Annotated in this window: 21 protein-coding genes and 1 tRNA gene; 11 read left to right on the top strand and 11 right to left on the bottom strand. The window is 65.0% G+C overall.

All coding sequences use genetic code 11. The annotated features are described in order from the left end of the window. Positions 1-18 precede the first annotated feature (18 nt). Positions 19-1,464: a 30S ribosomal protein S1 gene (gene rpsA / locus DB708_RS14750; protein ID WP_108922969.1), complete on the bottom strand. Its 1,446-nt coding sequence runs from the start codon at positions 1,462-1,464 to the stop codon at positions 19-21. Between the two features lie 183 nt (positions 1,465-1,647). Next, complete coding sequence (polA, locus tag DB708_RS14745) at positions 1,648-4,320, bottom strand: DNA polymerase I (protein ID WP_165839859.1); 2,673 nt, start codon at positions 4,318-4,320, stop codon at positions 1,648-1,650. Positions 4,321-4,478: 158 nt separating this feature from the next. Between polA and DB708_RS14740 the strand changes: the two genes are divergently transcribed. Together DB708_RS14740 and DB708_RS14735 are read left to right on the top strand one after the other, a co-directional pair. After that, positions 4,479-4,919, top strand: a complete 441-nt coding sequence (locus tag DB708_RS14740; protein WP_108922965.1) for a Zn-ribbon domain-containing OB-fold protein — start codon at positions 4,479-4,481, stop codon at positions 4,917-4,919. 1 nt (position 4,920) lies between these two features. Next, positions 4,921-6,123, top strand: a complete 1,203-nt coding sequence (locus tag DB708_RS14735; protein ID WP_108922963.1) for a lipid-transfer protein — start codon at positions 4,921-4,923, stop codon at positions 6,121-6,123. 91 nt (positions 6,124-6,214) lie between these two features. On the opposite strand, the gene DB708_RS14730 is transcribed toward DB708_RS14735, so the two are convergent. Continuing rightward, positions 6,215-6,841 (bottom strand): ANTAR domain-containing response regulator, encoded by a 627-nt coding sequence (locus tag DB708_RS14730; RefSeq protein WP_108924256.1) that lies wholly within the window; start codon positions 6,839-6,841, stop codon positions 6,215-6,217. A gap of 112 nt (positions 6,842-6,953) precedes the next feature. Between DB708_RS14730 and DB708_RS14725 the strand changes: the two genes are divergently transcribed. From DB708_RS14725 to DB708_RS14685, 9 genes are all read left to right on the top strand, one after another. Next, positions 6,954-7,030 (top strand) — tRNA-Leu (locus tag DB708_RS14725). Between the two features lie 815 nt (positions 7,031-7,845). Further along, a complete protein-coding gene (locus tag DB708_RS14720; protein WP_108922961.1) occupies positions 7,846-8,529 on the top strand; it encodes a hypothetical protein in 684 nt (227 codons plus the stop codon). Positions 8,530-8,617: 88 nt separating this feature from the next. Beyond that, positions 8,618-9,964 (top strand): adenylate/guanylate cyclase domain-containing protein, encoded by a 1,347-nt coding sequence (locus DB708_RS14715; protein WP_108922959.1) that lies wholly within the window; start codon positions 8,618-8,620, stop codon positions 9,962-9,964. A 41-nt stretch (positions 9,965-10,005) separates the two neighbouring features. Next, positions 10,006-10,587, top strand: a complete 582-nt coding sequence (locus DB708_RS14710; RefSeq protein ID WP_409347598.1) for an HdeD family acid-resistance protein — start codon at positions 10,006-10,008, stop codon at positions 10,585-10,587. 45 nt (positions 10,588-10,632) lie between these two features. Beyond that, the gene (locus DB708_RS14705) at positions 10,633-12,087 is read left to right on the top strand and encodes a cytochrome ubiquinol oxidase subunit I (RefSeq protein WP_108922955.1); all 1,455 of its coding nucleotides are present in this window, start codon (positions 10,633-10,635) and stop codon (positions 12,085-12,087) included. Positions 12,088-12,116: 29 nt separating this feature from the next. Then, a complete protein-coding gene (cydB, locus tag DB708_RS14700; protein ID WP_108922953.1) occupies positions 12,117-13,166 on the top strand; it encodes a cytochrome d ubiquinol oxidase subunit II in 1,050 nt (349 codons plus the stop codon). A 56-nt stretch (positions 13,167-13,222) separates the two neighbouring features. Beyond that, the gene (cydD, locus tag DB708_RS14695; protein WP_108922951.1) at positions 13,223-14,836 is read left to right on the top strand and encodes a thiol reductant ABC exporter subunit CydD; all 1,614 of its coding nucleotides are present in this window, start codon (positions 13,223-13,225) and stop codon (positions 14,834-14,836) included. Beyond that, positions 14,823-16,460: a thiol reductant ABC exporter subunit CydC gene (gene cydC / locus DB708_RS14690; protein WP_108922949.1), complete on the top strand. Its 1,638-nt coding sequence runs from the start codon at positions 14,823-14,825 to the stop codon at positions 16,458-16,460. Before cydD ends, cydC begins: the two co-directional genes overlap by 14 nt. Before the next feature lie 18 nt (positions 16,461-16,478). Next, the gene (locus tag DB708_RS14685) at positions 16,479-16,874 is read left to right on the top strand and encodes a DUF4190 domain-containing protein (RefSeq protein WP_133251012.1); all 396 of its coding nucleotides are present in this window, start codon (positions 16,479-16,481) and stop codon (positions 16,872-16,874) included. A 5-nt stretch (positions 16,875-16,879) separates the two neighbouring features. Here the strand turns inward: DB708_RS14685 and DB708_RS14680 are convergent, their stop codons facing one another. From DB708_RS14680 to trpB, 8 genes are all read right to left on the bottom strand, one after another. Further along, positions 16,880-18,277: a bifunctional lysylphosphatidylglycerol flippase/synthetase MprF gene (locus tag DB708_RS14680; protein WP_108922945.1), complete on the bottom strand. Its 1,398-nt coding sequence runs from the start codon at positions 18,275-18,277 to the stop codon at positions 16,880-16,882. 145 nt (positions 18,278-18,422) lie between these two features. Next, a complete protein-coding gene (locus tag DB708_RS14675; RefSeq protein WP_108922943.1) occupies positions 18,423-19,334 on the bottom strand; it encodes an acyl-CoA thioesterase II in 912 nt (303 codons plus the stop codon). A gap of 16 nt (positions 19,335-19,350) precedes the next feature. Next, complete coding sequence (pyk, locus tag DB708_RS14670) at positions 19,351-20,769, bottom strand: pyruvate kinase (RefSeq protein WP_108922941.1); 1,419 nt, start codon at positions 20,767-20,769, stop codon at positions 19,351-19,353. Between the two features lie 84 nt (positions 20,770-20,853). Beyond that, complete coding sequence (locus DB708_RS14665) at positions 20,854-21,294, bottom strand: DUF2752 domain-containing protein (RefSeq protein ID WP_108924254.1); 441 nt, start codon at positions 21,292-21,294, stop codon at positions 20,854-20,856. Then, positions 21,284-21,676, bottom strand: a complete 393-nt coding sequence (locus DB708_RS14660) for a TM2 domain-containing protein (protein WP_108922939.1) — start codon at positions 21,674-21,676, stop codon at positions 21,284-21,286. The genes DB708_RS14665 and DB708_RS14660 overlap by 11 nt, the downstream gene beginning before the upstream one ends. 66 nt (positions 21,677-21,742) lie before the next feature. Beyond that, positions 21,743-23,260, bottom strand: coding sequence for a prolipoprotein diacylglyceryl transferase (locus tag DB708_RS14655; protein ID WP_108922937.1), 1,518 nt, complete (start codon positions 23,258-23,260; stop codon positions 21,743-21,745). Further along, the gene (gene trpA, locus DB708_RS14650) at positions 23,257-24,063 is read right to left on the bottom strand and encodes a tryptophan synthase subunit alpha (RefSeq protein WP_108922935.1); all 807 of its coding nucleotides are present in this window, start codon (positions 24,061-24,063) and stop codon (positions 23,257-23,259) included. The genes DB708_RS14655 and trpA overlap by 4 nt, the downstream gene beginning before the upstream one ends. Then, a complete protein-coding gene (gene trpB / locus DB708_RS14645) occupies positions 24,060-25,376 on the bottom strand; it encodes a tryptophan synthase subunit beta (protein ID WP_165839823.1) in 1,317 nt (438 codons plus the stop codon). Before trpB ends, trpA begins: the two co-directional genes overlap by 4 nt. Positions 25,377-25,422 lie beyond the last annotated feature (46 nt).

Here is a 25,422-nt window from a genome sequence, read left to right as displayed (position 1 = left end):
TGGACTGGGCCAAAAAGATCAAGCGTTGCCGGCGAGCTTTTCCCGCAGCGCAGCCAGCTGAGCGTCGCTGGCCAGCGAGCCGCCCGCCTCCTTGGGCGAGGACGCACCGTTGCCCGGCGCGTGATCGCTGTCGGCGTGCCCGGCCGCTTCGGCAGCGGCGAACTTCTCCATCTGCGCGGTGTGCATCTTGTGCCGGCGCTCGGCCTCGGCGTACCGGGCCTCCCACTCGTTGCGCTGGGTGTCGAATCCTTCGAGCCATTCGTTGGTCTCGGAGTCGAAGCCCTCGGGGAAGATGTAGTTGCCCTGCTCGTCGTAGCTGTCGGCCATGCCGTACTTCGCGGGGTCGAACTCGTCGGTGTAGTCCTCGTTGGCCTGCTTGAGCGACAACGAGATTCGGCGGCGCTCCAGGTCGATGTCGATGACCTTGACCATCGCGTCGTCGCCGACGGCCACCACCTGGTCGGGCACCTCGACGTGGCGCTCAGCCAGCTCGGAGATGTGCACCAGACCCTCGATGCCCTCCTCGACACGAACGAACGCGCCGAACGGGACGAGCTTGGTGACCTTGCCGGGAACGATCTGGCCGATCGCGTGGGTGCGGGCGAAGTGACGCCACGGGTCTTCCTGAGTCGCCTTGAGCGACAACGAAACCCGCTCGCGGTCCATGTCGACGTCGAGCACCTCGACGGTGACCTCGTCGCCAACCTGGACGACCTCGGACGGGTGATCGATGTGCTTCCAGGACAACTCGGAGACGTGCACCAGACCGTCGACACCGCCGAGATCGACGAACGCGCCGAAGTTGACGATCGACGAGACCACACCCTTGCGGATGGTGCCCTTCTGCAGCTCGTTGAGGAACTCGCTGCGCACCTCGGACTGGGTCTGCTCCAGCCAGGCGCGGCGGGAGAGCACCACGTTGTTGCGGTTCTTGTCCAGCTCGATGATCTTGGCCTCGATCTCCTTGCCGATGTACGGCTGAAGATCGCGGACTCGACGCATCTCGACAAGGGACGCGGGCAGGAAGCCGCGCAACCCGATGTCGAGGATCAGGCCACCCTTGACGACCTCGATGACGGTGCCCTTGACGGCCTCGTCCTTCTCCTTGAGCGCCTCGATCGTGCCCCAGGCGCGCTCATACTGTGCGCGCTTCTTGGACAGGATCAGACGGCCTTCTTTGTCCTCCTTGGTGAGAACAAGGGCTTCGACCTCATCACCGACGGTAACGACCTCGTTGGGGTCGACATCGTGCTTGATGGAGAGTTCGCGGGCGGGGATGACCCCTTCGGTCTTATAGCCGATGTCGAGGAGCACCTCGTCCCGGTCAACTTTGACGATGGTGCCTTCGACGATGTCGCCATCGTTGAAGTACTTGATCGTTTTGTCTATTGCTGCGAGAAAGTCCTCGGCGGAGCCAATGTCGTTGACGGCTACTTGCGGCGAGGTGACGGCGGGACTCGGCATGTTGTTGGGTTGCTCCGGACAGGTTTGATCGTAGGGACAATTCAGGGATTTACCCTGCTGAGGTTACTCGACTAGGCACACGCTGGCCAAACTCGGCCCCCAATAGCGTTTGCATATCTGACGCGGACGTTACATTTCGGCGAATTCCGGGCGCGATTACCGCCCGCGTCCCGTTTGCCCGCGCTAGTGCGCGGCGGCGTCCCATGAGCGGCCATAGCCGACGGAGACTTCGAGCGGGACGTCAAGTGGGTAGGCGGCGCCCATCTTGTCGCGTGCCAGCGCTTCCACCTGTTCTCGCTCGCCGGGCGCGATTTCGAACAGCAATTCGTCGTGTACCTGCAACAACATCCGCGACGTGAGCCCGGCCTCGTTGATCGCCTTGTCGACCTCGATCATCGCCACCTTGATGATGTCGGCCGCGCTGCCCTGGATGGGCGCGTTGAGCGCGGCCCGCTCGGCCGCCTCGCGGACGTTGCGGTTACTGCTGTCCAGCTCGGGAAGATAGCGCCGACGACCGAACACCGTCGAGGTGTAACCGTCCTTGCGGGCCTGCTCGACGACGTCGCGCAGGTAGTCGCGGATACCGCCGAATCGGGCGAAGTATTGGTCCATCTGCTCCTTGGCCTCCTCGGTGGAGATCTTGAGCTGGGCGGCCAACCCGTAGGCGCTCAATCCGTAGGCCAGGCCGTACGACATCGCCTTGACCCGGCGGCGCAGCTCGGGAGTGACCTCCTCGATCGGCACGCCGAACGCCCGGGACGCGACGAAGGAATGCAGGTCCTCGCCGGTGTTGAACGCCTCGATCAGGCCCTCGTCGCCGGACAAGTGGGCCATGATCCGCATCTCGATCTGGCTGTAGTCCGCCGTCATCAGCTCGGCCATTGGTCCGTCGGGGCCGTCACCGACCACGAACGCGTCGCGGATGCGCCGGCCGGCCTCGGTGCGGATCGGAATGTTCTGCAGATTCGGCTCGGTCGACGACAATCTGCCCGTCGCGGCGATGGTCTGGTTGAACGTGGTGTGAATGCGCCCGTCGGAGGCCACCGAATTCAGCAGCCCGTCGACGGTGACCTTGAGCCGAGTGGCATCGCGGTGCGCGAGCAGATGCTGCAGGAACGGATGGCCGGTCTTGTCGAACAGCGACGCCAAGGCGTCCGCGTCGGTGGTGTATCCGGTCTTGGTGCGCTTGGTTTTCGGCATGCCCAGCTCGTCGAAGAGCACCGTTTGCAGCTGCTTCGGCGAGCCGAGATTGATCTGCTTGCCGATCACCTCGTAGGCCGCTTCGGCCGCGTCGCGGATCTGAGCGGCGAAATCGCTTTGCAGCTCCGACAATTGCGGCAGATCCACCGCGATGCCGACGTGCTCTAGCCCTGCCAGCACCCGCTGCACCGGCAGCTCCATGCCGCCCAACAGCGAGGTGGAGTTGATCCGCGCCAGTTCCTCGTCCAGCGCATCGGCCAGATCCAGCACCGCCATGGCCCGCAGGATCAGCGTCTGCACCGCCTGGTCGTCGACACCGTCAGAATCGTCGAGAAGTGAAAGCTGTTGCTGCTCAGCTGTTTCTGCGCGCAACTCACGGCGAAGATAGCGAAGCGAAAGGTCGTCGAGGGAGAAGCTGCGCTGACCGGGCCGCACCAGGTAGGCCGCCAGTGCGGTATCGGAGGTGACACCGGCCAACGTCCAGCCGCGCCCGGCCAGGTCGTGCATCGCCAGCTTGGCTTCGTGCAGCGCCTTGGGCGGGCCGGGGTCGGCGAGCCAGGATGCCAGTGCCGCCTCGTCGTCGGGATCCAGTGCCGAGGTGTCGATGTAGCGGCCCTCGCCGTTGGAGGACACGATGGCCAACGCGGTCGCGTCGGCGTCGTAGGCCAGGTGGGTGCCGACGACGGCCAGGCCGAACCGCTTGCCCGAGCTGTGCTCGGCCAGCCAGACGGCCAGCTGACCGGCCTCCAGCGCGCCGCCGCGCACCTCGAATCCCTCGTCCACCTCAGGGTCCACCGACGCCAGCGTGTCGAACAGCCGGTCCCGCAGCACCCGGAACTCGAGGTCGTCGAAAAGCCGGTGAATCTGGTCGCGATCCCACCCCAGCAGCCGCAGCGTGTCCGGCGTTTGAGCCAGCGGCACGTCCTTGACGAGGTCGGTGAGTTCCCGGTTGCGGATGACATTGGCCAGGTGCTCCCGCAGCGCGTCGCCCACCTTGCCGCGCACCGAGTCGACGTTGTCGACCAGGCCCTGCAGCGATCCGTACTCGACGATCCATTTCGAGGCGGTCTTCTCCCCCACGCCGGGAATCCCGGGCAGGTTGTCGCTGGGATCGCCACGCAGCGCGGCGAAGTCGGGGTATTGCGTGGGGGTCAGCCCGTACTTCTCGACGACCGCGTCCGGGGTGAAGCGGGTGAGCTCGCTGACACCCTTGCGCGGGTACAGCACCGTCACGTCGTCACTGACCAGCTGCAGGGCGTCGCGGTCGCCGGTGACCACCAGCACCCGGTAGCCCTCGTTTTCGGCCTGCGTGGCCAGCGTCGCAATCAGGTCGTCGGCTTCGAATCCCGGCTCCGCGAGCACCGTGATGCCCAGCGCACCCAGCACTTCCTTGGTGATGTCGATCTGGCCGCGGAACTCGTCCGGGGTTTCCGACCGGCCGGCCTTGTACTCCGGATAACGCTCCAGCCGAAACGTCTGCCGCGACACGTCGAACGCCGCGGCGATGTGCGTCGGCGCCTCGTCGCGCAGCAGGTTGATCAGCATGGCGGTGAAGCCGTAGACCGCGTTGGTGGTCAGGCCGCCGCGGGTCTTGAAGTTCTCCGCGGGCAGCGCGTAGAACGCCCGAAAAGCCAGCGAGTTGCCGTCCAGCAACATCAGCGTCGGCTTGGTCTGTTCCTCTGTCTTCGCAGCGGGGGGCGCAGGCACGGCTCTTACTCTAGGCACCGGGGGTGACGGCTCTGCCGCCCCGACCAACCCCGGGGCAGAACTGCAACACGTTTCAGTTTTGCGTTTGAGCTGGGTAGTCTGACCGAGTGCCAGAGGTCAGCAGTACACAAGCCGCGATCGACGGGTGGTTCGCCACCGATGACGCGGGAAATGCCCATCTGATCGGCAGCAAGTGCCCGCAGTGCGGCACCTATGTCTTCCCGCCGCGGGAGAACAACTGCCCCAACCCGGCCTGCGCCAGCGACACCCTAGAGTCCGTCGCATTGTCGTCCCGGGGAACGCTGTGGAGCTACACCGAAAACCGGTATCCGCCACCTGCGCCCTACCCCGCGGCGGACCCGTTCGAGCCGTTCGCGATCGCCGCGGTGGAATTGGCCAACGAAGGAATCATCGTGCTGGGCAAGGTGGTCGAGGGCACGCTGGCCGCCGACCTGAAGGTCGGCATGGAGATGGAACTGACCACGATGCCGCTGTACACCGGAGAAGACGGCGTCGAGCGCCTCGTGCACGCCTGGAGGATCGCCTGACATGAGTACTCCCGACCCGCTCTACATCCTCGGCGCCGGCATGCACCCCTGGGGCAAATGGGGCCGCGACTTCACCGAATACGGCGTCGTCGCCGCCCGCGCCGCACTGGCCGAAGCCGGGCTGGACTGGCGACAAATCCAGCTGGTCGCCGGGGCCGACACCATCCGCAACGGCTACCCCGGCTTCATCGCGGGGTCGACGTTCGCGCAGAAGCTCGGTTGGAACGGCGTGCCGGTCAGCTCCAGCTACGCCGCCTGCGCCAGCGGTTCGCAGGCGCTGCAGAGCGCTCGCGCCCATATCCTGGCCGGGTTCTGCGACGTCGCGCTGGTGATCGGCGCCGACACCACGCCGAAGGGCGCGTTCGCCCCGGTCGGCGGGGAACGTAAGAGCGACCCCGACTGGCAGCGGTTCCACCTGATCGGTGCGATGAACCCGGTGTACTTCGCGCTGCTCGCGCGCCGCCGAATGGACCTGTACGGGGCGACGTCGGAGGACTTCGCCCAGGTAAAGGTCAAGAACTCCCAGCACGGCCTGCAGAACCCGAATGCCCGCTACCGCAAGGAATCGTCGGTCGAGGACGTGCTGGCCAGCCCGGTGGTCTCCGACCCGCTGCGGCAGCTCGACATCTGCGCCACCTCCGATGGTGCCGCTGCGTTGATCGTGGCCAGCGCCGAGTTCACCCGCAAGCACCTCGGCTCGCTCGACGGCGTGCCCTCGGTGCGCGCGGTCAGCACGGTCACGCCGCAGTACCCGCAGCATCTGCCCGAATTACCGGACATCGCAACGGATTCCACCGCCGTCGTGGCCGCGCCGGACCGGGTGTTCAAGGATCAGATTCTGGATGCGGCCTACGCGGAAGCGGGCATCGGGCCCGAGGACGTGAGCCTGGCCGAGGTCTACGACCTGTCCACCGCGCTCGAGCTGGACTGGTACGAGCACCTGGGACTGTGCCCCAAGGGCGAGGCCGAGACGCTGCTGCGCAGCGGTGCGACCACCATCGGCGGCAAGGTGCCGGTCAACCCGTCCGGCGGGCTGGCGTGCTTTGGCGAAGCCATTCCGGCCCAGGCCATCTCCCAGGTGTGCGAGCTGACCTGGCAGCTGCGTGGCCAGGCCACCGGCCGGCAGGTGGAGAACGCCACGGTGGGCGTCACGGCCAATCAGGGCCTGTTCGGCCATGGTTCGTCGGTGATCGTCGCCCGCTAGGGCCCTAAGACCGGAGCTCAACCGCGAGTGTGCATCCTGGGCGCCCTCGACGCACACTCAACGCCGCGGGCGCACACTCGATGACGAGCAGCTAGCCAGACGCCTCGTCGGACGCGTCGCCGAGGGTTTCCAACACGACTTCGGCCACCCGCTTCATCGTGGTCCGCCGATCCATGGCGGCACGCTGAATCCACTTGAACGCCTCGGGTTCGGTCATGCCCTGCTTGGACTGCAACAGGCCCTTGGCGCGCTCGACGACCTTGCGGGTCTCCAGCCGGTCGGACAGCGTCTCGACTTCGCGTTCCAGCGCCCTGATCTCGCCGAATCGGCTGACTGCCAACTCAATGGCCGGAATCAGGTCGCTGATCGTGAACGGCTTTACCAGGTAGGCCATCGCCCCGGCATCGCGCGCCCGTTCGACGAGGTCACGCTGGCTGAACGCGGTCAGCACCACGATGGGTGCGATGCGTTTGCTGGCTATCTCGGACGCTGCGTCGATGCCGTCACGGCGCGGCATCTTCACATCCATGATCACGAGGTCGGGTTTGTGTTGCTCGGCAAGCTCGACGGCTTCCTGGCCGTCGCCTGCCTCGCCGACGATGTCGTACCCCTCCTCTCGTAGCATCTCGGCCAAGTCCATACGGATCAGCGCTTCGTCTTCCGCGATCAGGACCCGGCGCGGCACAGCGGCGTCGGTGTCGGTCGTGGGGCCTGTCATGACGAACATTCTCTCGTGGATCGCTGCGACCAGCGACATCGGGGGCAGTGAGAACCGGTGACCACACCGATCCTCTATGGTGGGAGGCCGCTTAAGGTAATACGCCGAACAGGCCCTCGTATCCCAACTGGCAGAGGAAACGGATTCAAAACCCGTGCAGTGTGAGTTCGAATCTCACCGAGGGCACCACACAAGGCATTCATGCGCAGAAGACCGCGGCAGACGCGAGCGTTCGCGCAATTTACAGCCGACCTCGGCAGTCTTACGATGAGAGTGCTGTGACACAGCTCACAACAGAGCGGAGTTTGTCATGTCGCGTCTTGGCAAGATCTTCATCGCGTTCGTCATCGTCCTGGCCCCCCTCACGACCGCGGGATGCGGCAGCTCCTGCGATCCCAGCTCATCCAGCTGCTTCATCCTTTAGGCGGCTCGGCCCCATTCACCCCTCGGCGGAGGGGCGGGCGTTGTTGACCCCGATCGATCGGCGAGATTGATTATGCGCCAACATATTTAGGCGCACCCGATGACTCGGCGATCGGAATTGCCGATCGCTGCGCGCAAGTCCCGACAATCGGGGCAGGATCGCGCTTTGGCAACGCTGCGATCCCGAATCGGACTCGCTTGGATTCGGGACCCATTTTGGCCTGTTGGACAGACGTACAGTAAGCACGCTTTGCCCCGTTCCCCCCAGAATGGAGTTCGTCGTGTCGCGTTTTAGCAAACTCTTCATCGGTCTCGTTATCGTGCTCACCCCACTGACCACTTCGGGTTGCGGAAGCTTCTGCCTTCCCGGCGGGACCTGCATCGCGATCTAAGAGGTTCGGCCCTATCCACCCCTGCCACGCAGGGGTGGATAGTCACTTTCATGGCCGGTAGTCGACGAGCCAAGTCACCTGCGTACCTACGTATTCGGTGAATTCGACAGTTGCGCTTCCCGATCTCAGTAGTATTCGGGAACGCCGTAGCAAACGGCGCCTTCTCGTGCGAGAGGTTGTGGCGTGAATATGCGACGCAATCGGCAAGAACCGTTGCCGGACATCGTCATCGAATTGGATGACCCTGCCGACCTCTTCGCCGTCGACCAGCGGTCGGTGCTGACGGGCTCACGCCGAATCGACAGCGGCATCGACGAACTCGTCGAGCTGATGCTTTCCCAGCGGAGGCACTCCTCCAATCAGCGCATCGTCCTCGACGTCGCCGGCGAGTGGCCGGAAGAGATGGTCGCGAACCTCGTTGCGTCGGTCTACCGCTACTGCGAATTGGCCGTCCGCCGAGCCGACCGACAGCACGACTTGATCTGGCGCCAGGGCATGCGGTCGTTGATCAGTGGTTCGCTGCTGTTCGTCTCCGGCCTCGCGTTGTCGTACCTGTTCACCCGCCCGTTCGTCGGCGAGCTCGCCATCGAATTACTCGGCAACGGCGTGTTCCTCGTGGTGGCGTGGGTCGGCCTCTGGTACCCGCTCGATGTGCTGTTCATCGCCCGAGAGCAGGCCAAACGGGAGTCCTGGGTGTTTTCCACCATGCTGACAATGCCGGTCGTGGTCCGGCCCCACATCGCCGTGGTGCCCGCCGCCCGCATGCCAGAGCTGCTGCCTCGCGGATACGGCGGACGCCGCACCGCCCGGCTTCGTGACACGCGCATCCATTTGCGGGGCGCACCGCCGACCGGGAGTCCCGGCCCGAGTTAGCCTTTCGCGGCCAAAGCCGTCGTCCAGGGCGATCGGGACCTACAATTTCAGCGCCGAGCTGGGTATATGTCGAATCAGCGGTTACCCTTTGAAGGTAGTGGCTAAGAAATGTGGTGCCCCACCAAGTCGTTCGGATGGCACGACACGCCCGGACTGTAAGGCAGCGGTGCGGGCTAAAAATGTTGCCCGCAACGACCACTACGCCGACAGCCACGCGCGCCGGGTCAGGGTCCTCAACATCAACGCCTTGATGGGCGTGGTGGTGTGCCTGGTTTTCGCAGTTCTCGGCTTCTGGTCCGGACCCGCGGCCTACCCCATCCAGGTGGTCAACGTCATCACCGGGCTGATCTTCGCGTCGGTCCCTTGGCTGCACCGCTTCGGAGAAGTGGTTGCGCCGCTGACCTTTATCTTCACGGCGTATACCGCGGTCGTCGTGACCTGCTGGGACGTCGGCACCGGCGGGGGTGTGCAGTACTTCCTGGTGACGACCGCCAGCCTCGTGGTGTTGCAGCTCGGCATCGAGCGCATCGGCCTCGCGGCGCTGCTGGCCAGTATCGGCGTCGCGCTGGTTGTCACCCTGCAGTTCCTGGTGCCCCACTCGACCGGGCTGGAACCGCCCTGGGCGATCACGATGAGCTTTGTCATCACCACCGTCTCGGCGTGCGCGATGGTGGTCGTGACGGTGTGGTTCGCGCTGCGCGACACCGAGCGCGCCGAGGCGGTCATGGAAGCCGAGTACGACCGCTCCGAGGCGCTACTGGCCAACATGTTGCCGGCCAGCGTCGCCGAGCGGCTCAAAGAGCCCGAACGCGACGTCATCGCCGACCGATATGAGGAAGCCTCGGTGCTGTTCGCCGACATGGTCGGCTTTACCGAACGCGCAAGCACAACTACACCATGCGACCTGGTCAAGTTTCTCGACCGCCTCTACAGCACTTTCGACGAACTGGTCGACAAGCACGGGCTGGAGAAAATCAAAGTCAGCGGAGACTCGTACATGGTCGTCAGCGGGGTTCCGCGGCCGCGCCCCGACCACGTCGAGGCGCTGGCGGACTTTGCCCTCGAAATGGTCGCTGCCGCCGCCAATCTCGAAGACCCGCACGGTCTCTCGGTGCCGCTGCGGGTTGGCTTCGCGGCAGGCACCGTGGTCGCAGGAGTAGTGGGGTCGCGTCGCTTCTTCTACGACGTATGGGGCGACGCCGTCAATGTCGCGGCCCGGATGGAATCGACCGACTCGGTGGGCCGAATTCAAGTGCCCGAGGACGTTTACGAGCGTCTCAAGGACGATTTCGTGCTGCAGGAGCGCGGCCGAATCGAGGTCAAAGGCAAAGGCGTGATGCGCACCTGGTATCTGATCGGCCGTCAGCCGGCAGCGGACGAACCCGGTGATCTGGCCGCCGAGCAGCCCCGTACGACCCACGGCGCCGCAGTCTAAAGCCCCTATTCTGCGCTTCGTGGTTGTGCCACAGTGAGGCTATGCAGCCCACTGAAATTCCAAGCATGTTGCCGCATCTGTGGAAATCCACGCTGGTATCGGGATTTCTGACCCTGATTGTCGGCGTCCTGGTGCTGGCGTGGCCGGGAATATCCATCCTGGCCGCCGCGATCGCCTTCGGTGTCTATCTGCTGATAACCGGTGTCGCACAAGTCGTATTCGCCTTCAGCCTGCATGTCTCGACGGGCAGCCGCATCCTGTTGTTGGTCAGCGGCGCCGCCTCGTTGATCCTGGCCGTGTTGGCATTTCGCCACTTCGGCCAGGGCTACGCCGTGCTGTTGCTGGCCATCTGGATCGGCATCGGGTTCATCTTCCGTGGGGTGGCCACAACGGTTTCCGCGCTCAGCGATCCCGCCCTGCCCGGGCGCGGGTGGTCAATCTTCCTCGGCGTAATCACTCTGCTCGCCGGCATCGTCGTGCTGGCGTCGCCATTCGCGTCGATCGTCACCTTGGCGCTTGTTGTCGGCGTCTGGTTGGCCGTCATCGGCGTCTTCGAGATCGTGGCGTCGTTCGGGATCCGCAACGCCTCTAAAGGACTTGGGAATGGCGCCGGGCTCGCCTAGCTACTACACTGCGTCGTAGAACTCTGCAGTCACGGGAGATGACGAATGAATATCGTCGACATTTCGCGGTGGCAGTTCGGTATAACCACCGTCTACCACTTCATCTTTGTGCCGCTCACTATTGGGCTAGCTCCCCTGGTCGCGGTCATGCAGACCGCATGGGTGGCCACCGGCAACACTGCCTGGTATCGCCTGACCAAGTTCTTCGGCAAGCTGTTCCTGATCAACTTCGCGATCGGTGTGGCGACCGGACTCGTGCAGGAGTTCCAGTTCGGCATGAACTGGAGCGAGTACTCACGATTCGTCGGCGATGTATTCGGCGCACCACTGGCAATGGAAGGCCTGGCCGCCTTCTTCTTCGAGTCCACCTTCCTCGGGTTGTGGATTTTCGGCTGGAGCCGGCTGCCGAAGCTGGTTCATCTGGCCTGCATTTGGGTTGTGGCGATTGCGGTGAACGTGTCGGCGTTCTTCATCATCTCTGCGAATTCGTTCATGCAGCATCCGGTCGGCGCGCATTACAACCCGGCGACGCGACGCGCCGAGTTGGACAGCATCGCGGCGCTGCTCAGCAATAACACTGCGCGGGCTGCCTTTTCACATGCGGTCACCGGTTCACTGTTGACCGCGGGCACCTTCGTCGCGGCCGTCAGCGCCTGGTGGCTGATCCGGTCGACCAAGAAACCCGGCGTGGACCTCGGCACGGTGTTTCGTCCGGCCGCTGTGCTGGGCTGTTGGGTGGCGCTGATTGCTGCGGTTGGCTTGTTCTTTACCGGCGACCAGCAGGGCAAGCTGATGTTCCAGCAGCAGCCGATGAAGATGGCGTCGGCGGAGTCGTTGTGCGACACCGAAACCAATCCGGACTTCTCCATCCTGACAGTCGGCCGACAGAACAACTGCGACCACCTGACCCGTGTCATCCAGGTGCCCTACGTGCTGCCATTCCTCGCCGAAAGCCGATTCAGCGGTGTGACATTGCAAGGCGTGCGTAACATCCAGCAGGACAACCAACGCAAATTCGGCCCAAATGACTACCGGCCGAACCTGTTTGTCACCTACTGGTCGTTTCGCGCGATGATCGGGTTCATGGCGGTCGGCGTGCTGTTCGCCCTCACCACGCTGTGGCTGACCCGCGGCCGCCGGACCCCCGACCAACGGTGGTTCTCCTGGCTGGCGCTGCTCACCATTCCCACTCCGTTCCTGGCCAACAGCGCGGGATGGATATTCACCGAGATGGGCCGGCAGCCCTGGCTCGTGGTACCGAATCCGACAGGTGACCAACAGGTGCGGCTCACCGTCGCTGACGGCGTCTCCCCCACCACGACCGGCATGGTGATCACCTCGCTTGTGACGTTCACCCTGCTCTACGCGGTGCTCGCGGTCATCTGGTTCTGGCTGCTCAAACGCTACGTCGTCGAGGGGCCGTTGGAACACGACGCGGAACCCGCACCGCCGAAAGCACCCGGCGATGACGAGGTGGCACCGCTGTCATTCGCCTACTGACGCAGACCGACCCGGAAAGGAACTAACCAATGGCACTCCAAGAGTTGTGGTTTGGTGTCATCGCGACGTTGTTCCTAGGCTTCTTCATTCTGGAGGGCTTCGACTTCGGCGTGGGCATGCTGATGGAACCGTTCGCCCGCTTGAGCCGTTCCGGCGGCGGCGATCCGGAGACCCACCGCCGCACCGCGCTGAACACCATCGGGCCGGTGTGGGACGGCAACGAAGTCTGGCTGATCACCGCCGGCGCGGGGATGTTCGCCTCGTTTCCGGGTTGGTATGCAACGGTGTTCTCCACCCTCTACTTACCGTTGTTGGCGATCCTGGCCGGCATGATCGTCCGCGTCGTCGCGATCGAATGGCGCGGCAAGATCGACGATGCAAAGTGGCGCGGCCTGGCCGATTTCGGCATCGCCGCCGGCTCCTGGTTGCCGGCGGTGCTGTGGGGTGTGGCGTTCGCCATCCTGGTGCGCGGTCTGCCGGTGGACGCTGATGGCCACGTTCATCTCTCGATCGGCGACGTGCTCAACGCCTATACGCTGCTAGGCGGCATCGCCACCGGCGGGTTGTTCTTACTCTACGGCGCGGTGTTCGTTGCGTTGAAAACTTCCGGCACGATCCGCGACGACGCGCACCGATTCGCGGTGTGGCTATCGCTGCCAGTCACGGGATTCGTTGCGGCCTTTGGACTTTGGACCCAGCTAGCGCACGGCAAGAATTGGACCTGGCTGGTGCTGGGGGTGGCAGTCCTCGCACAGCTCGCCGCCGTGACATTGGTCTGGCGGCACGCCTCCGATGGCTGGGCGTTCACGTGCACGGCGCTGGTCGTTGCGGCCGTGGTAATTCTGCTGTTCGGTGTGCTGTACCCCAATTTGGTGCCCTCGACGCTGAACAAGCAGTGGAGCCTGACGATCTACAACGCGTCGTCGACGCCCTACACGCTCAAGATCATGACGTGGGTCACCGTGTTCTTTGCACCACTGGCAGTCGTGTACCAGGCATGGACGTATTGGGTATTCCGGCAACGGATCTCAACTGACCAGATACCGCCGTCGATCGGCCTGACGAGGCGTGCGTCCTGAGCGCAAGAGGCTCCCGGGCACCCCTGGACCCGCGACTGTGGCGGGCGTCAACCGCCTTGCGCCACTACCTGGCCGCCACGGTGAGCTGCGGAGTGGTGATCTCCGGCTGCGCGATCGGCACGGCAATTGTGTTGGCGGGCATCGTCGCGCGGGTCATCACCGATCCCTTCGCCCGTAGTCTGCGAGGCTGGCTTACGCCGCTGTCAATCGTGGTGGCGCTGTGGGTCGTCCGCACGGTGACGCGCTGGCTCCAGGCGCGGCTGGGCCAGCGCGGCGCGAGCGCTGTGATCGCCGATCTCAACGACCAGGTGCTGGCGGCGGTAACCGCCCGTCAACCCAATCATCTTGCCGCCCAGCGCGATGAGGCGGCCATCGTGGTTACCCGGGGCCTGGACGGCCTGCGGCCATATTTCACCGGATACGTGCCCACACTGCTGCTTGCCGCGATCCTGACTCCGGCGACCGTGGCGGTGATCGCGGTCTATGACCTGAAATCGATGGTGATCGTGGTGATCACGCTGCCGCTGATCCCGATTTTCATGGTGCTGATCGGGATGGCTACCGCCGAGCGATCAGCGGCGGCGCTGAGCGCCATGACCACCCTGCAGGGCCGGCTGCTGGACCTGATCGCCGGTATCCCAACGCTGCGGGCGCTGGGCCGCGCTTCGGGACCCGAACATCGCATCGCCGAACTCGCTGCCGCCCATCGCCGCTCGGCGATGGCGACGCTGCGGATCGCGTTTCTGTCGGCGCTGGTGCTGGAATTGCTGGCCACGTTGGGTGTCGCGCTGATCGCGGTCGGAATCGGTCTGCGCTTGGTATTCGGTGAGATGAGCCTGACCATCGGGTTGACCGTGCTGCTGCTAGCTCCGGATGTGTACTGGCCGCTGCGCCGCATCGGGGTGGAATTCCATGCCGCCCAAAACGGCAGAACCGCGGCCGACAAAGCATTCGCACTGATCGGCGAACCCGCCGCGACGGCAGTGCGCACCCGGACGGTAGTCGCGCACGGCGCGCAGATCCGCCTGGAAGCGCTCAGTGTGGCCGGACGAGACGGCAATTCACCGTGCGAGTTGACCGCGACGATCCAGCCGGGTCTGGTGACGGTGCTGACGGGCCGAAATGGCGCCGGCAAGACCACTTCACTGCAGGCGATCGCCGGACTGACGGTGCCGTCGTCGGGGCGGATCACCCTCGACGGGGTCGACGTCACCGAGCTCGAGCAGACTGCGTGGTGGCGACAACTGTCCTGGCTGCCGCAACGCCCGGTGCTACTCCCAGGCACCGTCGGTGACAATCTAGGCCTGCTCGGCGAGCTAGACGATATCGAACGTGCTTGTGCTGCTGCCGGATTCGATGCCGTACTGGCTGAGTTGCCGGACGGACCGGACACCGCGGTCGGGCGCGACGGTGTCGGGCTATCACTGGGACAGCGACAACGACTGGGTCTGGCCCGAGCCCTCGGGTCGCGGGCTGCGGTGCTGCTACTCGATGAACCCACCGCACACCTGGACACCCACACCGAAGAACGGGTGCTGCGCGCCATTGTCGAACGGGCACGCGCCGGAGCGACCGTCGTGGTCGTCGGCCACCGGCAGCCGGTCCTGGCGATCGCAGACCAGGTCATCGAGGTGGTTTCGGACGGGCAGGTGTCTCATGCCCATGTCTGATCCCTTACTGACCGCGACCGGCTTGCTGCGCCCCCGGCTGCCCCGCATCCTGGCGGCCATCGCGTTGGGAGTGCTGTCGCTGGGCAGCGCACTGGCCCTGGCCGGAGTATCGGCGTGGCTGATCACGCGGGCTTGGCAGATGCCGCCGATCCTGGACCTGTCCGTCGCGGTCGTCGCGGTGCGCCTGTTCGCGATCTCCCGAGGCGTGCTGCATTACTGCGAACGACTGGCCACCCACGAGACCGCGCTGCGCGCGGCCGGAGTTGCCCGGGCACAGATCTACCACCGGCTGGCATACGGGCCGGCCGCGGTGGCCGTCCGGCTGCACAGCGGCGAGCTGGTGGCGCGCGTCGGCGCCGATATCGACGAACTGGCCGACGTCCTGGTGCGCGCGCTGATACCGATCGGGGTCGCGGCGGTGTTGGCGGTGGCGGCAACCATGACGGTCGCGGTCATTTCACCCGCAGCCGGCGTAGTGCTGGCGATCTGCCTGCTGGCCACCGGTGTGGTGGCGCCCCGGCTGGCAGGCCGAGCGGCCGCGACCTCCGAAGAGATTGCCCACCAACATCATTCCGATCGCGACACGTCCGCGATGATCGCCCTCGAACACGCGCCCGAGCTTCGGGTCGCAGGGGCACTGCCCGGCATCATCGCCGAATCGCGTCGCCGCCAACTCAATTGGAGTGACGCGCTGGACGCGGCCGCCAGGCCGGCCGCACTGGCCGAGGCCATGCCCACCGCCGCCATCGGCGTCAGTGTGCTCGGCGCGGTGGTGGCCGGGATCGGGCTGGCGCCTGCCGTTGCGCCCACCACGCTAGCGATCCTGATGCTGTTGCCGCTGTCCGCGTTCGAGGCGATGACTCCGCTACCGGCGGCCGCCATCCAATTGACACGCTCACGCATCGCCGCACGTCGCCTCCTCGATCTGACTGTGCAGACCAAAACGGCTGAATCCGATGCGCCGGCAACGACGCCCACCGGCACCGCCAGATTATCGGCCGACGTGCGCACCGGCCACCCGCGGACCTTCGCACAACAGGTGACAATCGACCTCGCACCCGGCGCGCGGCTGGCCATAACCGGCCCCAGCGGTTCCGGTAAGACCACGCTGCTAATGACACTTGCCGGGCTGATGCCGCCGCTGCACGGCCGGGTGATGCTGAACGGAACCGACCTAACACAGTTCGTCGAATCTGAACTACCCAGCGCTGTCGGCTTTTTCGCCGAAGACGCGCACATCTTTGCCACCACGGTCCGCGACAACCTGCTGGTCGCCCGCGGCGACTGCGCAGACGACGAACTAGCGGTCGCGCTGGACGCGGTCGGGCTTGGGGCCTGGCTGGCCAGTCTGCCGCAGGGCCTGTCGACGGTGCTGATCGGCGGCGCGCAGGCGGTGTCGGCAGGTCAGCGCAGGCGGCTGCTGCTGGCCCGGGCGGTCCTCTCGCCGGCGCGAATCGTGTTACTCGACGAGCCCACCGAGCACCTCGACGCGATCGACGCGGATCGGATTTTGGTGGATCTGCTGGCACCTGGATCCGGGCTGGTGAGCGCGCAGCGAACGGTCGTGGTGGCAACTCACCACATGCCCACCGGTGTTCGCTGTCCCGAGCTGCACATCGGGTAAGCGCGTACCGTGGCATTCATGGCTGCATCGGCGTACCAATGGTATTCGCAGGCAGCGCCGTCTAACGACTCCCCTGCGCCGGTCAAACCGAAAAACGGCCTGGGCATTGCCTCGCTCGTGATCGCCGCTGTCGCGTTGCTGTCCGTCTGGTCGGTGCTGGGCGGTGTCATCCTCGGCGTCATCGCCGCGTGGTCGGGTTTGGCGGCCCGTGCGCGGGTCGTACGTGGCGAAGCTAACAACGACGCGGTCGCGGTGGCCGGGACCATGCTGGGAATCGTGTCGATCGTCGTCGCACTGATTTTCGTTCCGGTGTGGGTCGGTCTCATACAAGTTCAGATACGACAGAACAACTACTACAGCTGCATGGCAAAAGCCGGTCCGGACAGGTACTTACAGCGCATCTGCACGCACTAGCGCACTCAGAGGTGGCGCCGGCGCGGCATGAATTCCAGTGTCAGCAAAACAAATACCAGCGGCGCCAGCTGCGTCAGCGATATCAACGCGAAGCGCCGAACGTTTAGCGCATGAAACTTGTGCACGTACCGGTACAGCGACTCGAGTGCGATCAGCGGGTCCAGCAGATGGATCAGCCGGTAGAACACCCGCTCGAGCCGGCCGGGATTCTCGTCGTCGAAGATTTCCGGGACCGCCGCGAAGGACAGCGATAACCGTTGCGCCCCAGCGTCTTTGCTGGAAATGATCATGTCGACGCTGAGCCGTTCGTCGAGCCCGTTGGGTGCACCACGGCGCCGCCACGGCACGTCGAGACTGATATCGCTGCCGCCGCCGGCCGTCGCGTATCGATGAAAGCCCTGGACCTGCCCACCGGCGTCCCTGGCAATAATTAGCTGTATACCCGGGAACCGGCCCTCCAGCACGCCATCGAGGTTCATGTAGAAACCCCGATCTGTGTGGGCCGCACTGGGCGACGCGTGCACCACATCGGTCAATTCGGCAAGCAACTTTTCGTCGAGTCCCTGCTCCGCCACGATCTCGGTGGTGATGCCGGCGTTGTGAGTGCGCTTCACGGCCTGGCGCAAGTTGCGAAACTTGCGGCCCACCATGTCGAAACCGGCCACGTCGACGACGACGTCGCGACCGATCGGTACCGCGCGCAACGATTGTCGAACCACGGCAGGGTCGTTCCATAACTCGAGTCGTCGCTCGCTGCAGCCCACCACCGCGATACGCCACCCGTGGGCATGACACATCGTGGCGAAATCGGCGACCAGCTCGCCGAATTGCGCTTCATCACCGATCGGGTCGCCGCCGACCACCGCGAACCCCATCCGCGTCCGGTACGCCAACGCCGCGGTACCCGCGTCGGAGAAGTGATAGCTCTTGCCCGTTTGCATCGCAAACGGCGCCAGCGGATCATCCGTGGTGGCATTGATCAATGCCCATGCCCGGGGCAGATCTTCGGGTCTGGGATGCGATGACGTCGGGCACATCAACAGCAATCCCGATGCTGCGATCAGTAGGTCACCAAAGAGGTCAAACCCCAACACATGCGAGCCCAGCCCCGCCACCACGGACGCAGCGGCCACTCCCGCATGCATAGTGGTCACCGGACGGCCCAAAAAGATGCCGCGAGCGATCAGTGCCACGGCGGCCAGCACGGTCAAAGACCAACCCAGCCGATCGGAGTAATGCCATTGCGGCTGATGGCGATGATGGGCGAGTATCGCGACCAGCCAGCACGCGGCACATAGCAGCGCTAAGGCGCCGATACCGCGCGCCGCGATCGAATCAACCTGAACCACAACACGTTCGCGTGCGCGCAGCTTAGGTAGGAGGTCTGCCGACGGGCCTTTCATGGTTCACCTCCCGATGGGCTGAGGTACAGCTGTGCGGCTGCTAGGCCGCTGGTCCCATCGAATACCCGGCTAATTCGACGCTACGCCCGATTGCGGCCCCGCAGAACCGAAATCGGACCAGTGTCAAGTAACTATTCAATAACCGTCATCGGCCCGAAGGCGGAAAGTATTTGAGCACGCCTTCTTGCACCACGGTCGCCACCATTTGGCCACTGCCATCGAAGAAATGGCCGGTGCCCAGCCCGCGGGAATCCGCGGCCACCGGCGACGACGTCGAATACAACACCCAGTCGTTGAAGTCGACCTGCCGGTGAAACCAAACTGAATGATTGGCCGACGCGGCAAAAATGCGATCGAACCCCCACGACAGCCCGTGCGTGGTGATAACGGAGTCCAGCACCGTGGTGTCCGAGGAGTACACCATCGTCGCGGTGTGCAGCACCGGGTCGTCGGGCACCGTACCCAGCGCCTTGAGCCACACCCGGTTGTGGGGCAGCCGCTCCCCCTTGTCCCGCATCACCCACGCCGGGTCGTTGGTGTAACGCCATTCGACCGGCTGCAGGGCGTTGACGAAATGCGGAACGGTCTGCTCGTATCCGCGCAGCAGCTCGCGCAGCGGCGGCTGGGCATGTGCCTCGCCCACCTGTGGCGGATCGATGGAGTGCTCCAGGCCGCGGCCGCCGGACATGTAGGCGACCATCGCCGAGGACAGCAACGTGCCGTCCTGCACCGCATCGACACGCCGATTGGCGAAGCGCCGCTCGTCGCGCAACCGGGAGACGTGAAACTCGATGTCCTTAGTCGTGTCGCCGCCGTTGATGAAGTGCACCGACAGGGCGCTGGGCGGCAGGTCGTCCCGGACCAAGCTGCGACTGCTCGCGACGAACGATTGCGCCATCAGCTGCCCGCCGAAAGTCCGCATCGGGTTCTTGGTGGGGTGCGACCCGAGGAATAGGTCGTCGCCAACGCGATTGAGGTCCAGCACCGCCAGCAGTTCTTCGAAATCGCCTGAGGAATCGGAATTCGGCTCTCCGTCAGACTCCAGGCCGGCCGGCACGGGCTCTCCTTGCGCGTTAGAGGTCGTCCTCCCCGATGCGGTGGACGTGGATCAAATTGGTTGACCCCACTGTGCCAGGTGGGGCTCCGGCGACAATCACCACCATGTCGCCACGCTTGTAACGGCCCAGCTCGAGCAGCGATTTGTCGGCCTGGCGGATCATCTCGTCGGTGGAGTCCATGATCGGGACGATGAACGTCTCGGTGCCCCACGTCATGGCCAGCTGGCTGCGCACCTCGGGCCAGGCCGTGAAGGCCAGCAGCGGCAACGGAGTGTGCAGGCGCGCCAGTCGCTTCACGGTGTCGCCGGACTGGGTGAAAGCAACCAATGCCTTCGCGTCCAGCCGCTCGCCGATGTCGCGGGCGGCATAGGAGATCACTCCGCGCTTGGTGCGCGGCACATGGGTCAGCGGCGGGGCGGCGGTGGAATTGTCCTCGACAGCCGTCACGATGCGCGCCATGGTGCGGACCGCGGCCAATGGGTATTTCCCGACCGACGTTTCGCCGGACAGCATCACCGCATCAGTACCGTCGAGCACGGCGTTGGCGACGTCAGAGGCCTCGGCTCGCGTTGGCCGCGAGCTTTCGATCATCGACTCCAGCATCTGGGTGGCGACGATGACAGGCTTGGCGTTTTCCCTGGCCATCTGGATGGCCCGCTTCTGCACCAGGGGCACCTCTTCAAGAGGCAGCTCCACGCCCAAGTCGCCACGCGCCACCATGATTCCGTCGAAGGCCAGCACGATCGCCTCGAGATTGTCGACGGCTTCCGGCTTCTCGAGCTTGGCGATCACCGGGACCCGCCGGCCGATCCGGTCCATCACCTCGTGGACCAGTTCGACGTCCGCCGGCGAGCGGACGAATGACAGCGCGACCAGGTCGACACCCAGGTCCAGCGCGAAGGTGAGATCGTCGATGTCCTTGTCCGACAACGCCGGTGCGGACACGTTCACCCCGGGCAGCGACATGCCTTTGTTGTTGCTGACCGGGCCGCCCTCGACCACGCGGCAGACGACGTCGTCGCCCTCGATGGCGTCGACGACCAGCCCGACCTTGCCGTCGTCGACGAGAACCCGGTCACCGACTACGGCGTCCGTCGACAACCGCTTATAGGTGGTCGATACCCGGTCGTGGGTGCCTTCGCATTCGGCGATCGTGATCCGGATCGTTTCCCCGTCGGCCCAGTAGGTGGACCCCGTGGCGAAGCGCCCGAGCCTGATCTTGGGACCCTGTAAGTCGGCCAGCACCCCCACGGCGCGCCCGGTGGTGTCCGAGGCAGCACGCACCCGCTCGTAGGCAGCCTTGTGATCGGCGTAGTCGCCGTGGCTGAAGTTCATTCGGGCGACGTCCATTCCGGCTTCGACCAACGCCAAAATGAGCTCGTCCGATTGAGTTGCAGGGCCGAGGGTGCAGACGATCTTTCCGCGTCTAGTCACGCCGATCAGCTTAGTCGTGCCGTTGGCCCTCGGGGTGACCCGCAGGTGACCACGCGTTGAGGCACCGGGAAATCACGACGTCGGTTATCCGCTGAGAATCGTCGGAACCAAGGGAAAGCTGAGCAAATTACGCAGTACCGTCCACGCGATCACCACGCCAGTGAGGGCGATCATCGCCGGGATTGGAAGCGATCGCCGGCCCTGCCGGCGCCGGATAACCAGCCATCCGGCCAACAGCGGCAGACCCAGCAGCAGAAAGATGTTGTCGTTGATGCTGGCCGCCAGGTGGCCGTGCAGCAGGTCGTGCGTCATCCGCAGCCCGCCACAGAAGGGGCAGTCCCAGCCGGTGAGCCACTTGAACGGACAGTGGGGGTAAGCCGAATTCGTGCTGTGCGGGTCGACGAAGCCGACGTAACCGAGCGCTCCCGCCAGCAGCAGGCCGGTGCCGGCGGTGATGTAGCGGCCGTGACGATGCACGCCGTGCTGACACTGGTCTCCCGTGCGGGAGACAGAGTCAGGTTCCATCGCGCAGCGGGCGACCATGCGGATCATCGACCTTGTCGGTCAGGATCAGCACAGCGTCGACGATGCTCCAGATCAGACCGATTCCGCAGGTGAGCAGGCCGACGAGCAGTTGTGCGACGCCCAGTCCGATGTCGCCGATGTAGAAGCGGCCGATACCGCCGATGCCGACCAGGCTGAGCAGCTGCAACAGACCCGCGATGGTCTTCGACTTGTCCGAGTACGGCAGTCCCGTTACCGGGTGGCGGCCATAAGGCGCGGCCGGGTCGTAGGAAGCACCCGACCCCGGGTATGGCGCGTATTGCGGGTAGGGCGGTGGATAACCCGGCGGCTGTGGTGGTTGTGCGCCTGAGTCTGGGGCGTCACTCCACGACGGATCGGTCACGGTCTCAGCATGCCAGATCCACCGGGGGGCGTACCCCTGTCTCAGCGAATCAGGGCATGTCGGCTGCTAGCGCCGGCCCCGCAGTCGCAGTGGCCAGCGGCGCCGCGTTTCCAAAGCGTCGCCGCCGATGGCCGTCTGGTCTGTGGCCTTCTGCGCTGCGGGTTCTTCGGACGTCGGCTCGGCGGCCGGCGTCGAGTCCGGCTCGCTGTCCTCGGCTTGCTCGACGGCTTCTTCCGCTGCGTTGACCCCGGTCTCATCGTCGGACTCGTCAGCCTCCGCCTCGGCCTCGACGGCTTCAGGTTCTTGCGCCTGCGCCTCTTCGTCTTCCGGCTCCTCCGGCTCAGACTCTTCGGCTTCGGACTGCTCGGTTTCAGACGCCTCGGGTTCGGGCTCCTCGGCCTCGGACTCTTCTACTTCCGGCTCCTCGGCCTCCGGCTCCTCAGCCTCCGCCTCTTCGGACTGTGCTTCGACTGCCTGCGCTTCCGGATCGACAGCTTCGGATTCTTCAGCCTCAGTCTCTTCAGGCTCCTCGGCCTCGGGCTCAATGACCTCGGTTTTGCCGGCTTCGACCGATTCGGCTGAACCGGACGGTACCGCGTCGTCGTCCGCACCGGCCGCAGGTGCCGCAGGTGCCGTCGTCGCCGCGGAAGCCGCAGCGACGCTGGCAAGTTGCTCTGACGGCTCGTCTTGCGGCTCAGGTTCGGCGTCGGCAGCGTCATCGTCGCCACGCAATCTCTCGGGATCCTCGCGGCCCTTCGGTGCCAGGACGATGTAGACGACGGCACCGATAAACACGAAAGTCGATGTAAACGTGTTGATCCGGATACCGGCGATATGTGTGGCGGTGTCGTCCCGCATCAGCTCAACCCAGAAGCGCCCGACGCAGTAGAACGCGACATAGGACGCAAACAGTCGTCCGTGACCGATCGTGAACCGTCGGTCGATATAGATCAGCGCAATGAAAACCAGTACGTTCCAAATCAATTCATACAGAAACGTCGGTTGTACGACGACCGCGAGCTGACCGGTCGAAACGCCGTCGAGCGAATGCGGGTCGATGTACCCCGAAGGATCGCGGCGATAGAAGATTTCCAGGCCCCACGGCAGCGTGGTCTCGCGGCCGTAAAGCTCCTGATTGAAGTAGTTCCCGAGCCGACCGATGGCCTGCGCCAAGATGATTCCCGGGGCCAGCGCGTCCACGAAGGCCGGCAACGGGATTCCCCGGCGTCGACACCCGATCCACGCTCCGAGCAGGCCGAGAGCGACCGCGCCCCAAATTCCCAGTCCGCCGTCCCAGATTCGCACCGCCGCGCCCAGCCCCGCACCGCCCGGGCCCCAATATGTCCGCCAATCGGTGGCCAGGTGATAAAGCCGGCCGCCGATCAAGCCGAACGGCACCACCCACAGTGCGATGTCGTAAATCACCCCGCGTTGCCCGCCGCGAGCTGCCCAGCGCCGGTCGCCGATCATCAGCGCGACGACGATCCCGGTGATGATGAACAGCGCGTACGCGCGGATCGGCAACGGCCCGAGGTGCCAGACACCTTGCGGTGGGCTGGGGAAATACGTGGGCAACATCGTCATGATGTCGACACTCGCACACCTTCGGCCAATTCCTGGGTCAAGGCGCGCAAGCTGGGCAGTCCGTCGCGCAGCGCGGTCACCAACGCCGAACCGACAATCACGCCGTCCGCGTAGCTGCCGATCTGCGCGGCCTGCTCGCGCGATCGCACGCCGAGGCCCACGCCGACGGGGATGCTGGACACCGCCTTGACCCTGCGCACCAATTCGGGTGCGGCGTTCGAGACGGCATCACGTGCCCCGGTCACGCCCATCGTCGATGCGGCGTAGACGAATCCACGCGAGGCCTCGACCGTGGTCACCAGTCGCTGCGGTGTCGACGACGGTGCCACCAGAAAAATGCGATCCAGGTGATGCTCCTCGGACGCGGCCATCCACTCTTGCGCCTCGTCCGGAATCAGGTCCGGAGTGATCAGCCCGTGCCCGCCTGCCGATGCCAGGTCCCGTGCGAACGCGTCAATTCCGTAGTGCAGCAACGGGTTCCAGTACGTCATGACCACCGATCGGCCGCCGGCCGAACTGATCGCCTCGACCGCGGCCAACGTGTCACGAACGCGCACACCGCCGCGCAGTGCGGCTTCGGTCGCCCCGGCGATCGTCGGGCCGTCCATACCCGGATCGGAGTACGGCACACCGACTTCGATGAGGTCACAACCCGATTCGACCAGCGCGGTCATCGCATCCAGCGAGGTACGCAGGTCGGGAAAGCCAGTGGGCAGATAACCGATCAGCGCCGCACGGCTTTCGGCCCGGCACTCATCGAAAAGCGGCGCCAGCCTGCTGGCCTGGCTCTGTTCCACCGTCATCGCTCGCCCTGCCCCGATTGCCCGGCTCCTCCTCGGTCGGCATCGCCGACCGCATCGTCACCGGGCGCTAGCAGGCCGAACCATTTCGCCGCCGTCTCGACGTCCTTGTCGCCGCGCCCCGACAGATTCACCACAATGATTGCGCCGCTGCCCAATTCGTTGCCGAGCTGGAGGGCACCGGCGACGGCGTGCGCGGATTCGATGGCCGGGATGATGCCTTCGGTTCGGCACAGCAGGCGAAACGCGTCCATCGCCTCGGCATCGGTGATCGGCTGGTATTCGGCGCGCCCGGTCTCCTTGAGCCACGCGTGCTCTGGGCCCACACCTGGATAATCCAAACCTGCTGAAATCGAATGGGATTCGATGGTCTGGCCGTCTTCGTCCTGCAGTAGATAGGAGAACGACCCCTGAAACGCGCCGGGCGAGCCGCCGGTGAACGTGGCCGCATGCCGGCCGGTCTCGACGCCGTCGCCGGCCGCCTCGTAGCCGACCAGGCGCACGCCGGGGTCGTCGATGAATGCATGGAAGATACCGATGGCGTTGGATCCACCGCCGACGCAGGCCGTCACGGCGTCGGGCAGCCGTCCCGCCTGCGTTTGGATCTGAATACGCGCCTCCAGCCCGATGATGCGCTGGAAATCGCGCACCATGGTCGGGAAGGGATGTGGCCCCGCCGCGGTACCAAAGCAGTAGTACGTGTTGTCGGCGTTGGTAACCCAATCCCGGAACGCCTCATTGATGGCGTCCTTCAGCGTTTGCGAACCCGCGTCGACCGAGACAACCTCGGCGCCCAGCAGCTGCATCCGCGCCACGTTGAGCGCTTGGCGCGCCGTATCGACAGCGCCCATATAGATGACGCACTCGAGGCCGAGCAATGCGCACGCGGTGGCGGTGGCCACGCCGTGTTGGCCGGCGCCGGTCTCGGCGATCACCCGGGTCTTACCCATTCTCTTAGCCAGCAACGCCTGCCCCAGCACGTTGTTGATCTTGTGAGAACCGGTGTGGTTCAGGTCTTCTCGCTTCAGGAAGATGCGTGCGGCACCGGCGTGCGCGCTCAGGCGACTGGCCTCATACAGTGGCGACGGCCGACCCGCATAGTTGGCCTGCAGGTCGTCTAGCAGATCCAGGAATTCCGGATTGACGCGTTCCTTCTCGTAGGCGGCGGTCACTTCTTCGATCACCGCCATCAATGCCTCGGCGACATAGCGGCCGCCGTATACACCGAAATGCCCGCCCGAGTCGGGGTCGTGTCGGGTGGGTTCTGAGATGGCCGCGCTCGAAAGCGGTAGGGCAGGGCGAGTTGGATCCACCATCACCAATGCTCAACGCGAGGATGGCTCATGGGGTTCAACGTTTCAA

Origin of the sequence: Mycobacterium montefiorense (genome assembly GCF_003112775.1) — a bacterium.
Classification (GTDB): domain Bacteria; phylum Actinomycetota; class Actinomycetes; order Mycobacteriales; family Mycobacteriaceae; genus Mycobacterium; species Mycobacterium montefiorense.
This window is presented reverse-complemented; position numbering and strand designations above follow the sequence as displayed.